Source organism: Alkalibacterium sp. s-m-28 (genome assembly GCF_054658175.1).
Genome location: NZ_BAAGIQ010000061.1, coordinates 1 through 13,532, shown reverse-complemented (window position 1 = coordinate 13,532; position 13,532 = coordinate 1). Strand labels below are relative to the sequence as shown.

Here is a 13,532-nt window from a genome sequence, read left to right as displayed (position 1 = left end):
ACCTCTTGGCATTGGCCAAGTAAAAGAAAATCAATGAGGCAGGGACTGCCTTTTGAGCCTACCCCTATCCGATTCCTCTGTCTGTATGAAGTCTGTGCAGACAAGAATGGAGTTCGTAGGAAGCCCCACTTCAAAATCCAAAGGATTTAAGTGGTGGGTAGTTCACATAAGACTGTAGACAATTCCTCCGGCTACCCCAGTCACTAGAATAATCTGAATAGGGCTTGCCTTGAATTTTCTCATAAGAAACAGCCCGGCTGCGAAGAAGAAGACAGAAACCCAGTTGATTTCTGAAAGGGCGATCGGCCAGTCACTATGACCAAACATAGCTGTCATGAAAATCGTTACACCAGCAGAAGCAATCAGAGCGACAACTGCCGGACGAACACCTTTTATCACACCTTGAACAATTGACAGGTTCTGATACTTGAAGTAGAAATATGCCAGAAGTTGAACAATAATGACAGATGGTAAGGTGACACCTATTGTAGCAATCATTCCGCCCATGATTCCTGCAATCTGGTTACCTGAAAAAGTTGCAGCATTAATGGCAATTGGGCCAGGTGTCAGCTCTGATAATGTCAAAATATCAATGAACTGCTGGTTAGTGATCCAGCCTTGAACCGTAATCAGTTCCTGCTCAATAAGTGGCAGCGAAGCATAGCCTCCTCCAAAACTGAGGATTCCAATTTGGAAAAAACTGAGAAAGAGTTCTAAGTAAATCATTTGCTCTCCCCCTTGTCGTGTTTATTCTTTAAGTCGATAAGTGTCATGATCAGGCCGATAAGAGCCGAGACAAAGAGCAGCCACAAAATATTGACCTGGAAAACTATTCCAGCAATCAGTGCCGCAACCATTACCAGTACAGGCACTATCTTTTTCTGTTTAATGATACGAAGAGCCATGTTTATGACTACATTTACGATGATTGCAGCAACCCCAGCCTGCATACCTAGGAGCACATTGTTGACTAAGGCATTATCTCTTACGGCCAGATAAATATATGCCAGGCCAGTCATAATTGCCAATGGGGGAAGAATGGTTCCCAGAACTGTGACCATTGCACCAGAAAATCCAGCCATACGGTAACCGATCAGAATCGATGTATTGACAGCAATAGGACCTGGCGCTGACTGTCCGATAGCAATCAGGTTCAGCATTTCATCCTCATCGATCCATCCCAATTCATTCACAAATTTCTTTTCCATCAGTGGCACGATAACGTAGCCTCCGCCGAAAGTAAACATGCTGAGAAAAAATGTCGATCGAAAGAGAGTTAAGTATAAATCTTTCTTATTCATATGATTCCTTCTTTCATAAATTCAGTACTTTATCAATTATAGTGGATTTCAAAGAGCTTTAAAAGGAAAAGAAAAGTATGATTTGAGTGAGTTTTCCACACAGAATAGGTATAATGATATAAAGGAGTCACGACGCATATGTGACTGTTGCTGGAGGTATAGGAATGATCAATTTACTTTTTTCATTGAACGAAAACTATGTCTATCCGCTGAAAGTGCTGATTCGGTCCATTTCAGATACGAATCCGGATGAGATATTCTGTATGTATTTGCTTCACACAGGGATAACGGATGAAACCTTAGAAGAACTGCGGACGTTTGTTGAAAAAGAGGGGCATGTTTTTGAACCGATTTACAGTAAAAACTTTTTCAAATCATCAGATAAAATAGCGATAACCAGATATTATGCATTGGAAATGTACTTATGGATGTTTGCACCATATCTACTTCCAGATCATGTCGATCGGGTTCTGTATCTCGATCCGGATATTATCTGTGTGAATAATCTGAGACCCTTGTACACTAAACCATTTCATGGGAATTCTTTTATTGCAACAAACTATAAGTATAAAACTAAGTGGGTTCAGCCGTTCAATAATTTAAGGTTAAGAAATTTTGAGTCTGATGATTATTTCAACTCGGGTGTTGTACTGATGAATCTCGATAAATTACGACAAATCGAAAAGGCAGATCATATTGTTGAAACGATTCGTGAAAATAAGCCATTTCTTATTCTGCCGGACCAGGACATCTTCAACTTGATTTTTGTCAATGATATTAAAGAGGAAGACTGGCGGATCTACAATATGGATCCAAGAGTTTATGAAAAACTGAAGATCCTTTTTCCACATAAATATAATTATAGTAAAGTGGAAGAGAACGTGGTATTTATTCATTATTCAGGGAAACATAAACCTTGGGATGAACGGGAAAAATATAAGTATGCTTTAGGCAGATATTACTTTGATAATGAAAAGAAAGTGTATCCGGCAATTGATGCATTAGAAGCCAGCAGGAAAGGAAGAAAAAGATGACGAGAACGAAGGATTACGATTATTTAGTGATTGGTGGAGGGAGCGGAGGAATTGCATCTGCCAACCGAGCAGGTATGCATGGAGCCAAAGTTGCCCTTATTGAAGAGCATAACTTGGGAGGCACCTGCGTCAACCTGGGATGTGTGCCTAAAAAAGTTATGTGGTATGTCGCCGATATGATGGAATCGATCAATCATTATGCAGAAGGTTACGGTCTCGAGATCGGTGATAAACCCTCACTAAATTTTGAGAAGATGGTTGAAAATAGGGATAAGTATATCCATTTCCTTCATGGAGCGTATAAGAAAGGCCTGGACAGCAATAAAGTTGATCTTATCAGAGGGAGAGCAGTCTTTGTTGACGAATCGACGGTTGAAGTTGATGGAAAGGCGTATACCGCTGACCATATCATGATCGCCACAGGTGGAAAGCCTAAGCGTCTACCGATTCCTGGTGGCGAGTACGGAATGGTATCTGACGATATCTTCGATTTGAAAAAACTACCTGAAAGCATCGCAGTGATCGGCGGCGGCTATATTGGGGTTGAAATGAGCGGCATTTTTCATGCAATGGGAGTCGATACTCATTTATTCGTGAGAAAGCCTCAGCCTCTATATAATTTTGATTCTATCATCTGCGAGGGATTCTCGGAACTTGCTGAGGCTGAAGGAAGAAAGATCCAAACTAACAAAACGATCACTGAAGTGAAAAAACTGGAAGATGACAAGTATGAGCTTGTATTTGAAGATGGCAGCACGCATGAAACGGAAATGGTACTCTGGGCAACAGGGCGCACACCGAATACCGAAGGGCTTAATTTAGAAGCTGCAGGAGTTAACCTATATCCTGGAGGGTATGTAGAAGTCGATCAGTATCAGAACACGACAGGAAACAATGTTTATGCAGTAGGAGATGTGACTGGAAGAGTTGAACTGACTCCAGTGGCAATTGCTGCAGGAAGACAGCTGTCTGAACGTTTATTTAATGACAAGCAGAATGCTAAGGTCGATTATGATAATATTCCGACTGTCATTTTCACCCATCCACCTATAGGCACGGTTGGGATGACCGAGGAGCAAGTCTATGACCTCTATCCGGAAGAGTATATCAAGATATACAAGACATCCTTCACTTCGATGCACAGCTCGATCACTGGGCATAGGCAGAAAGCATACATGAAACTGGTCTGTGTAGGTAAAAATGAAAAAGTGGTTGGCCTTCATGGAATCGGAAAAGGGATGGATGAGATTCTTCAAGGTTTTGCAGTAGCGATTCAGATGGGAGCGACCAAGAAAGATTTCGACCGGACGATAGCTATTCACCCGACTGCTGCTGAAGAATTTGTTACAATGAAATAATCGTTTTGGCGAACGATGGTTTTAATTTTATACAATAAGAATAAAATGTGTCAAAAAATACGAATGATACTTATGTGATTCGGATAAATTTTTCGCTTATTGTTGAAAAACCTCTCAGAATATACTATGATTAAGGCAACTTAATAAGAGTGTTATCTAATATAATTTAGCGATATGGGCTAGAGTCTCTACCAATCCCCTTAAAGGATTGACTATTAGATTAAACAATTGCGATTGTTTAAGATGTAGTTAATTAAAGGCGGCCATCCGTCTTTTTTTGCTTTCTTAAACTTTATCCCATACGTCATGTTATTAGATATCCCTTGATTAACGACTCCATTCAAGTGGAGAATCATAGAAGAGAGAGGGTTTTATCTTTGTTGGAAAAGTTTTTTCAATTAAAGGAGAATAACACAACAATTGGTCGGGAGGTTACTGCAGGATTAACGACATTCTTTGCTATGTCTTATATTATTTTTGTTAATCCTCAGATTCTGTCATTAACAGGTATGCCGACCCAAGCGGTCTTTCTGGCAACTGTTTTATCTACAGCAGTTGGTACACTGATCTTAGCACTATATGCCAATGTTCCTTATGCGCAGGCACCGGGAATGGGACTGAATGCATTCTTTACCTATACAGTAGTCTTTGCACTTGGTTTTTCTTGGCAGGAAGCTTTATTCATGGTTTTCCTCACAGGTGTAGTCGGGATTTTAATTACCGTTACTTCAATCAGAAAGAAAATCATTCACGCGATACCTGAATCCCTTCAGCATGCTATCGGCGGAGGAATCGGTGTATTTATTGCTTATATTGGTTTAAAGAATGCGCAACTATTAAAATTTACATCTGAAGGACAGGATATTATTTCTGTCAATAACGAACCTTACACAGCCGGATCCGAAATCACCGGGGCGATTAATACAGTGGTAACTGGTGGAGGAATTATTCCTGACATGGGCAGCCTTGCCAATCCTTATGCACTGCTTGCCATCATTGGTCTGATCATTATGGTCGTTCTGATGATTGCCAAAGTTAAAGGTGCGATCCTCATCGGAATCGTTGCGACAACAATTATCGGAATTCCTATGGGTGTGACTGATTTATCAGGACTGAGTAACCCAGCTAATACTTTCTTGTCCGCGTTCGGCGAATTGGGTGTGACGTTTGGAGCGGCTTTCGGCTCCCAAGGGTTAGGGTCACTTCTTGCAGACCCATCACGTTATGCTTTGATTCTTATCACTGTCTTTGCATTTACACTGACAGATGTCTTTGATACAATCGGAACCTTCATCGGAACAGGTCGAAAATCAGGTATATTTACTCTTGAAGATGAAAAAGCAATGGATCAGGGTAAAGGACTTAACACAAAAATGGAAAAAGCTCTTCTGGCAGATACTGTTGCTACAGCAGCTGGAGCAATCTTTGGCACCTCTCCTGTCACGACATTCGTTGAGAGTGCAGCGGGTATCGGAGATGGCGGACGAACTGGGCTGACCAGTCTGACTACAGCTACTATGTTCTTGCTTACAGCTTTTATTGCACCGGTCATGTCAGTTGTACCTGGAGCGGCCACAGCACCAGCACTGATCGTAGTCGGTATCCTGATGTTGTCTGCATTTGCAGAAATTGACTGGAACAACCTTGAAGAAGCAGTACCTGCATTTTTCGCTTCTCTGTTCATGGGATTCACCTACAGCATCTCATACGGGATTGCAGCAGGCTTCCTGTTCTACATCATCACCAAAGCAGCTAAAGGGAAAGCACAAGTCGTTCACCCGGTTCTTTGGGCGACAACAGCTCTATTCATCGTCAACTTTATTGTCATGGGTATGCTTTAAAAAATATAATCTAATATAGTTGAATGCCACTGGGAAGAATCTGAAGAGTCTCCCAGTGGCATTTTTGTTTTATCACGACTGTACGGGGCCAAGGGATACGTTAACTGTTGTGGCTGGGAAGTGGTAGAATGAGCGTATAAAATAGCCGATCAGACGTCGATATGAATCCATACTCAGACTTGAATGGTGAGCAAGGAAGTCAGACAATCAGATAAAAGACAGGCGCAGCTTTTCAGAGAAATCGGACAAGTGACGTTCTGAACAGAGGTGATGTAGAAGTTGTCCATTTCTTATTTTTACGCATAGTAAAAACTCCTAATAAAGCAGTAGAATTTTTATTATTTCTAATGAATACTTTATTAGGAGCATATCCGAAAATATTAGCAGTTGATTGGTCTTTTGTCAGTTCACTTGAACATTAAACTATTCGTATCTCAACGCATCAATCGGGTTGAGTCTAGCCGCTTTACGTGCCGGATAAATTCCGAAGAAGACACCGACAGCAGTAGAGAAGAGCAATACCAGCGCCACACTACCAAGTGTAATAATCGGTACAATATCGAGGGCTCCTGCGATGATGTTAGACAGGATAATGCCTAACGTCAGTCCGATCATTCCTCCAATAAGACTTAAAATGATCGATTCCATCAGGAACTGCACCAGGATCGTACGCGTCGTAGCGCCCAAGGCTTTTCTGGTCCCAATTTCTCTCGTCCGTTCAGTAACAGATACCAGCATGATATTCATTACGCCGATACCACCGACCAGCAGAGCAATAGCAGCTACTGCAGCAATAAAGTTGATAAACAGGCTCAACACATTATTAACCTGATCCAGCGCTTGAAGGAAATTAGTCGCGTTGTATATGTTATCTCCAACTGCATTATTTCTCAGTTCGAGAAGTCTGACGACCTGACTTGATACAGCATCGATCTGATCAGTACTTTCGACCTCTATGGATACAGTATCCATGCCTGCCATCTGAGGTACCTGATTGCCTAAGGTAGATTGAGGCATAGCCGCGAATAACGGAATCTGGCTGGTGTCGAAAGCACCTTGCATATCTCCGAAAGATCCTTCGACCACGCCGACAATTCTAAGGTTCATCTGGCTTTGAGCGACCGTGACACGCAGCGTCTCACCGATCACATCTGTCGTTCCGAATAAAGCTTCTGCACCGTCTTCATCTATTACAACGACATCCTGTGATTCGTCAAAATCAACCTGATTGAAATAACGCCCTTCAACTAATGTCGAGCTCATCGACTGACTGACAAATTGAAGATCCGGCGTACCGTACGATATAACGGCCTGCCGTGATTCATCAACTGATGAAATATTTCCTGACGTCGTTTCATTAGGTGAGATATAACGGATTTCATCGATAGAATCTCTCAATACATTCAGATCTTCATTGGATATCAAATCTCCTGACTGTTCAGGATCGTTCGCATTCAGACTGATCGTGGTTGCTCCAATATCGCTGAAGGTTCGCGTGATTTCATCTGCTGCTCCGTTACCAACTGCCAGAATCGCAATAACTGAGGCAATTCCGATTATTATCCCGAGCATGGTCAGAAAGGAGCGCATTTTATTGGCAAAGATACTATCTATAGCCATTTTCAGATTTTCTTTTATGAACATTTACTCCACCTCCCGCTTCGGTATCTGTTTAGGAGTCAGCTGTTCATCTTTTTTCATCACACCGTCTCTAAAATGAACAATACGTTTTGTGTATTCTGCCATTTCAGGTTCGTGAGTAACCATAACGATCGTCGTGCCTTCATCGTTCAACTCCTGAAAAATTCTCATAATATCCTCAGTGGTTTTAGAATCCAGGTTTCCTGTAGGTTCATCAGCCATAAGAACAGATGGTTCATTAACAATTGCACGGGCAATTGCTACACGCTGTTTCTGACCGCCAGATATTTCGTTAGTTAAATGTTCCAGGCGATTGCCCAGACCGACTTTTTCGAGGGCTTCTGTTGCTCGTCTACGTCTTTCTTTATATGGAACTTTTCCATATACTAGGGGAAGCATGACATTTTCGAGGACATTCATTCTAGCCATAAGATTGAATGACTGAAAAATGAAACCGATCTCTTTATTTCTTATTCCCGCAAGCTCCGCATCCGACAAATCGGACACATCCGTACCGTTGAGCAGATAACGGCCACTGTCAAATCGGTCCAGGAGTCCAAGAATATTCATCAGCGTGGATTTTCCGGAGCCACTAGGTCCCATAATCGAGGTGAACTCGCCTTCCTGGATTTTAAGAGAAACCTTGTCCAGTGCACGTACGGTTTCTCCGCCCATTTTATAAATCTTTTCAACATCAGTGATTTCTATCATGAGCACACCTCCTCATTACTCGTCTATTTCCACTTCTGCTCCATCTTCAAGATCTTCGCCAGGAGAAAGAACAACTTGGTCGCCTTCACTTAACCCGTCAGTTACTTGAATACGCGCGTCAGACTGTATCCCTGTTTCGATCATGACTTCGCTGACCTGACCATCTGTTACGATGTATACATAGGGTTCGTTGTCCTGATTATAATTTAGCGCTTCAATAGGAATGACAAGTGCATTTTCAGCAGAATCTACTATAATATCCACATCGATTTCAAATCCGGCAATCAGATCATCTGTATCAGAATCGAAAGCAATCGTCGCTCCTAGGCTGATAGAAGAGCCCATCTGAGTCTGTTCTGACGTAGCTACCGGATCTATGGATGATACTGTCCCCTTATAAAAAGTATCAGCATATTCCATTTCAACAGCCTGATCGACATCTACTAGCGCAGCATCTGAGCGTGATAACTGAACGGCAACTTGAAGGTCGTTCAGATCGGAAACAACTAGCGACGGCTGGCCCTGCTGAGCATTTACGTCAACTTCCTCTTCGGTCACATTGACTTCCGTTACTGTTCCATTGAAATTAGCGGTGAAGCTTGTTCCATCGACGTAATTGACAAGGGTATCGCCCTCTTCGACTGAATCTCCTACAGAAACATTCAGTTCTGAAACGACACCCTGGCCGACAATCTCCTGAGACTGAGATGGTTCGATGATGCCTGTCGTTACCACGACTTCTGTAATGTCACTTTCTTCCACTTCAGCTATCCGCACTGTAACTGTATCGTCTTTCTGAGTAGTGTTGTAGATGCTGAAACCTACAAAACCTAAAAATAGCAGGAAAACAATGATTACTACCCACTTCTTTCCTTTCATATCATCTTCGTCCTTTCTATATTAAAGTACATTTTAGACACAATTTTAATTATACAGGTAGGCATAGACCTTTTCTATGAATAAGAGTGGAAGTCATGAAAATTTCAACGTTTAACGCTTTCGCATACGTATGCAGCGAGATGGGATTTTGTGCCACAGAAAGTGTATGTGGTAAACTATGCTTAGCTGAAGAAGAGACTGGAAAGAGCTACGGGGAGGAAATCTGGCATGAAAAAGAAAGTATTCGTAGTTGGAGATGTCCACGGTCAATATGACATGTTCATAAAGCTGCTGATACACTGGAAAGAGGAAGAAGAACAGCTCATCTTGCTGGGGGATCTGGGAGACAGAGGAGAAAATCCAAAAGCCTGTTTTGGGCTGGCACGCGATTTGGTTGAGAATAAGGGAGCGGTCTGTTTGAAAGGAAATCATGAAGACATGCTGCTGGACTTTTTAAATAGCCCGCAACATTCAGCTGCCCTTTACGATATGAATGGGGGAATGGTGACTGTGCAGTCTTTTCTCGATATAAAGGAAGGACAGTATGATGCGGTTGAGCTGTCCAAAAGCGTAAAATCTCAGGCGCCCTGGTTGAAGCCATTCATCGAGTCCCTGCCATTGAAATATGAATGGGAAGATTATGTATTTACTCATGCTGGTGTGAATCTTACATTGAAGGACTGGACGGACACTTCTGACCGGGATTACGTCTGGATCAGAGAAGGGTTCTTTGATCAGCCCAACGACACTGATAAGACTTTTGTATTCGGCCATACCGTAACGGCAATGCTTCATGAAGAACAGTCGAACACAGATATCTGGCTGTCGGGGGATGGTAAGATCGGACTGGACGGAGGAGCTGTTTATGGCGGAACGCTTCACGGAGTGGTTTTCGATAAAGACGGCATCGTTGAGCAATATAAAGTCAGTAACACTGGATATGCATTCAGCCAGTTGTTTGGAGGGAAGTAAAACAACGTATGAAGATAGCGACAGTATCGGATCTGCATATCGATCGTAATGATGCATTTATCGAATGGGATCTTGAAAAGCAGCTAACAGACAAGCTCCATGATCAGAACGTGGATTGTCTGCTGATCGCAGGAGATGTGTCGAACCATTATGACACCACACACCGTTTTCTTAAAAAAGTTGAAGAGATGAGTGGCATTCCGGTGCTATTTGTACCTGGAAATCATGACTACTGGGCGAGAGACCACGATTTAGTAAATACGAATGAAATCGATCAGTTCTTTAACCGGCAGTCCTATTCACTGGTCGGTCGTCCTAAACTATTCGGAGACGACCTTGCTGTGGTCGGAACACCCGGATGGTATGATTACGGTTATGGCAACCATGAGAAGTACAGCAAGGAAGACTTTGAAAAGAAGCAGTATGGATTTGCCTCCTGGAATGATCGACACTACGTTAATTGGGGGCGATCGGATCAGACCGTCAGTCAGGATATGCTGGATCAGCTGCTGCAGGATCTCGAGGCAGTAAAAGACAGACAAGTCATTTTAATGACCCATGTGGCGACTCATCCTGAATTTGTCATTCCGCTTCCGCATCGGGTGTATAATTATGCCAACGCTTTTCTTGGTGCCAGAGCTTATGAGAGACTGTACGAATTGTATCCAAATATCACACACAGCATCATGGGTCATGTCCATCTCAGAAAATCAGTTAGAGATGGGGAGCGGACTTATATCAGTGCCTGTGTGGGCAACCATAAGCACTGGAAAATAAAGGACTTTACGACACAATTGAATAAAAGCATGGTGACCTTCACCACCAGCTGACGGACGGACAGGGGCTATTAATTTCAGATAACCCAGTTCGTTCGTTTTATTTTTATGTTAAAATAAATGGGATGAAGACTTAGAGGAGATGACCGTTTTGACAGATACATCTAAAGATCAGATCATACAACTATTAAATAAAGAATTGACCGATTATTCGAAAAAGCAGATTCTATCCGTTTTGGACTTGCTTCAAGATGGCAACACTGTTCCGTTTATTGCCCGTTACCGGAAAGAAGTGACTGGATCACTTGATGAAGTACAGATCAGGGAGATTGAAGAACGCCATACTTACCTGACCAATCTAGAAAAACGAAAAAGCGATGTTCTTGCTTCGATCGAGGAGCAAGGTAAGCTGACACCGGAACTGGAAAAGGACATTAAAGCAGCTACTCAAATGCAGCGTGTTGAAGACTTGTACCGTCCGTATAAACAGAAGCGCCGTACAAAAGCTACGATTGCTAAGGAGCAGGGACTTGAACCTTTGGCGGAATGGATTCTGACTTTCCCTTCAGGTGATCTCGAAGCTGAGGCCAGCCAGTTTATCGATACTGAAAAAGGCATTGAAACACTTGAAGATGCGCTCAGCGGTGTTCATGAAATACTTGCTGAATATATTTCTGACAATCCGATATACCGGACATGGATCAGAGCGTTCACTTTCAATAATGGAACCGTCGAATCCAGAGTAAAAGATCAGTCGCTGGATGAAAAAGGCGTCTATGAAATGTACTATGAGTATTCCGAAACAGTCAAGTCATTGGTGTCTCACCGCATTCTGGCATTGAACCGCGGGGAAAAAGAAGAGGTGCTGTCAGTATCTATCGAAAGTGATGAAGACCGTATTCATGGGTATATGATGAAGCAGGAGCTGCCGGATGGGAAAGCGACACAGGCCACAAATAAAGTAAAAGAAGCTATCAGTGATGCGTATAAACGTTTCATTGGTCCGGCTATCGAACGCGATATCCGAAATGAATTGACTGAAAAAGCAGAAGATCAGGCCATCGAAGTGTTCGGTGAAAACTTGAGTAACCTCCTGTTGCAGGCCCCACTGAAAGATCAGACCATTCTTGGGCTGGATCCCGCCTACCGTACAGGATGTAAACTAGCCGTCATCGATGCGACAGGAAAAGTATTGGCGATCGATGTCATTTATCCACATAAACCGGCTTCGGGTAGGAAACGTGAAGAAGCAGCCGGGAAATTTCTGAATATGGTGAAAAAGTATGATGTTGATACCATCGCTATTGGAAATGGGACAGCCAGTAGGGAATCTGAAACCTTTGTCGCTGAACAATTGAAATCAATCGACCGTCAAGTGGCTTATGTCATTGTCAACGAAGCAGGTGCCTCTGTATATTCAGCAAGTGAGGAAGCCCGTAGAGAATTTCCGGATTTCCAGGTCGAAGAACGGAGTGCGGTCAGTATCGCGAGACGTCTGCAGGATCCCCTGGCAGAACTGGTGAAAATCGATCCGAAATCAATCGGTGTCGGGCAGTATCAGCATGACGTGTCTCAGAAAAAATTGACGGAACAACTGGATTTTGTAATCGAAACAGTCGTGAACCAGGTCGGTGTCAATGTAAACACAGCCAGTGCAGCACTCTTAAAACATATTTCCGGTCTGACAAAAACCACTGCAGAAAATGTCGTGACGTATAGAGAAGAGAACGGAAAATTTACTAGCCGTTCTCAGCTGAAAAAAGTCAAACGGCTGGGACCTAAAGCCTTCGAACAGGCTGTCGGATTCCTCCGTATTCCGGATGGTAAAGAACCTTTCGACAATACCGGCATTCACCCGGAAACCTACAAGCAGGCTGAAACAATCTTATCTATGGCAGGAGTATCTAAAGCTGATCTAGGATCTGATGATCTAAATAATCGCATCAGAATGCTTGATGTCAGTAAAGTGCTCGACGAAACTGGACTGGGTCAGGAAACTTATGAAGATATCCTGAATGCTCTAGTTGCACCTGGGCGTGATATGCGTGATGATATGCCTGCACCGCTGCTGCGCACGGACGTACTGACCATGGAAGATCTAAAAGAAGGCATGGAACTAGAAGGGACCGTCAGGAACGTGGTGGACTTCGGGGCCTTCGTGGATATTGGAGTGAAACAGGACGGTCTCGTTCATATTTCTAAACTGAGTAACAAATTCGTCAAGCATCCTAAAGATGTCGTTGCTGTTGGAGATATTGTCAAAGTATGGATCGAATCAGTGGACTTGAAAAAAGGGCGTATTGCTTTGACAATGGTAAATAAATAACAGGGTAAATTAGGATGTATGAGTGAAGAAACGGAGTGGGCAGTCAACATGCCGTTTCTTCCTTCTGTATGGGGGAGTGCATATGAACCAGAAAGAACTGCAGCAGCTGGTCGAAACGATTTCCTTGAACGATTTCGGTAAACCCTTCAGACACCAAGCTGCATTTAACAGCCGACTGCGTACCACAGGTGGACGCTATCATTTGAAGAGTCACGATCTCGACTTTAACCCTAAAGTGATCGATAAGCTGGGTGAAGAGATCTTTATTGGAATAGTCAGGCACGAACTCTGTCATTATCATCTGCACCTTGAAGGCCGGGGCTATCAGCATAAAGATCGTGACTTCAAGCTGTTACTTAAGCAAGTAGGTGGCTTAAGGTTTGTCCCTTCGCTGAAAGAAGAAAAAGTCGTCCAGTACTGGGAATACCGATGCACAGCGTGTGACAGCCTGATTCACAGACAGCGTCGATTCAACTTGAGTAAATATGTCTGTGCCAGATGTAAAGGCAAGTTTGAACTGAAAGGCAGAATCGAACGGAAAACAGCGATGAAGTAAGTGTATAGAAGGTAACTCCCAATAATCTATGAAAAATTATGTTTCCCAAATTTCTCGTTGCTCGTATGATGATTTCTGTCGATGAAGGTAATATAATCCAATCCTTGTCTGGATTAAACAGCTTTATAACAGATCCA

12 protein-coding genes and 1 riboswitch are annotated in these 13,532 nt (G+C 42.9%); of the genes, 7 read left to right on the top strand and 5 right to left on the bottom strand.

Annotated elements, in window-relative coordinates; all coding sequences use genetic code 11:
• Positions 1 to 162: 162 nt before the first annotated feature.
• Both ACYQ4S_RS08530 and ACYQ4S_RS08525 read right to left on the bottom strand, forming a co-directional pair.
• Complete coding sequence (locus tag ACYQ4S_RS08530; RefSeq protein ID WP_459770580.1) at positions 163 to 726, bottom strand: chromate transporter; 564 nt, start codon at positions 724 to 726, stop codon at positions 163 to 165.
• A complete protein-coding gene (locus ACYQ4S_RS08525) occupies positions 723 to 1,301 on the bottom strand; it encodes a chromate transporter (protein WP_459770578.1) in 579 nt (192 codons plus the stop codon). The genes ACYQ4S_RS08530 and ACYQ4S_RS08525 overlap by 4 nt, the downstream gene beginning before the upstream one ends.
• Positions 1,302 to 1,465: 164 nt before the next feature.
• Here ACYQ4S_RS08525 and ACYQ4S_RS08520 point away from each other — a divergent pair, with 164 nt between their 5' ends.
• From ACYQ4S_RS08520 to ACYQ4S_RS08510, 3 genes are all read left to right on the top strand, one after another.
• Positions 1,466 to 2,335, top strand: coding sequence for a glycosyltransferase family 8 protein (locus ACYQ4S_RS08520; RefSeq protein ID WP_459770576.1), 870 nt, complete (start codon positions 1,466 to 1,468; stop codon positions 2,333 to 2,335).
• On the top strand, positions 2,332 to 3,693 hold the full coding sequence (gorA, locus tag ACYQ4S_RS08515; protein ID WP_459770574.1) for a glutathione-disulfide reductase: 1,362 nt from the start codon (positions 2,332 to 2,334) through the stop codon (positions 3,691 to 3,693). The genes ACYQ4S_RS08520 and gorA overlap by 4 nt, the downstream gene beginning before the upstream one ends.
• A gap of 137 nt (positions 3,694 to 3,830) precedes the next feature.
• A riboswitch (purine riboswitch) is annotated at positions 3,831 to 3,928 on the top strand.
• A gap of 145 nt (positions 3,929 to 4,073) precedes the next feature.
• A complete protein-coding gene (locus ACYQ4S_RS08510) occupies positions 4,074 to 5,534 on the top strand; it encodes an NCS2 family permease (protein ID WP_459770584.1) in 1,461 nt (486 codons plus the stop codon).
• A gap of 423 nt (positions 5,535 to 5,957) precedes the next feature.
• Here ACYQ4S_RS08510 and ACYQ4S_RS08505 read toward each other — a convergent pair whose 3' ends face one another.
• Genes ACYQ4S_RS08505 through ACYQ4S_RS08495 form a run of 3 tightly spaced genes read right to left on the bottom strand, consistent with a single transcriptional unit; the run spans position 5,958 to position 8,765 of the window.
• Positions 5,958 to 7,178 (bottom strand): ABC transporter permease, encoded by a 1,221-nt coding sequence (locus tag ACYQ4S_RS08505; RefSeq protein ID WP_459770572.1) that lies wholly within the window; start codon positions 7,176 to 7,178, stop codon positions 5,958 to 5,960.
• Positions 7,179 to 7,886: an ABC transporter ATP-binding protein gene (locus ACYQ4S_RS08500; RefSeq protein WP_346024998.1), complete on the bottom strand. Its 708-nt coding sequence runs from the start codon at positions 7,884 to 7,886 to the stop codon at positions 7,179 to 7,181.
• A gap of 15 nt (positions 7,887 to 7,901) precedes the next feature.
• Complete coding sequence (locus tag ACYQ4S_RS08495) at positions 7,902 to 8,765, bottom strand: efflux RND transporter periplasmic adaptor subunit (protein ID WP_346024997.1); 864 nt, start codon at positions 8,763 to 8,765, stop codon at positions 7,902 to 7,904.
• Between the two features lie 228 nt (positions 8,766 to 8,993).
• Between ACYQ4S_RS08495 and ACYQ4S_RS08490 the strand changes: the two genes are divergently transcribed.
• The 4 genes from ACYQ4S_RS08490 to ACYQ4S_RS08475 all read left to right on the top strand — a co-directional run bounded on the left by ACYQ4S_RS08490 (position 8,994) and on the right by ACYQ4S_RS08475 (position 13,395).
• A complete protein-coding gene (locus ACYQ4S_RS08490) occupies positions 8,994 to 9,737 on the top strand; it encodes a metallophosphoesterase (protein WP_459770569.1) in 744 nt (247 codons plus the stop codon).
• Positions 9,738 to 9,745: 8 nt separating this feature from the next.
• Positions 9,746 to 10,567, top strand: coding sequence for a metallophosphoesterase (locus ACYQ4S_RS08485; protein ID WP_459770567.1), 822 nt, complete (start codon positions 9,746 to 9,748; stop codon positions 10,565 to 10,567).
• Between the two features lie 88 nt (positions 10,568 to 10,655).
• On the top strand, positions 10,656 to 12,839 hold the full coding sequence (locus ACYQ4S_RS08480; RefSeq protein WP_459770565.1) for a Tex family protein: 2,184 nt from the start codon (positions 10,656 to 10,658) through the stop codon (positions 12,837 to 12,839).
• Positions 12,840 to 12,921: 82 nt separating this feature from the next.
• Positions 12,922 to 13,395: a SprT family protein gene (locus ACYQ4S_RS08475; protein ID WP_459770582.1), complete on the top strand. Its 474-nt coding sequence runs from the start codon at positions 12,922 to 12,924 to the stop codon at positions 13,393 to 13,395.
• The last annotated feature ends 137 nt before the right edge of the window (positions 13,396 to 13,532 follow it).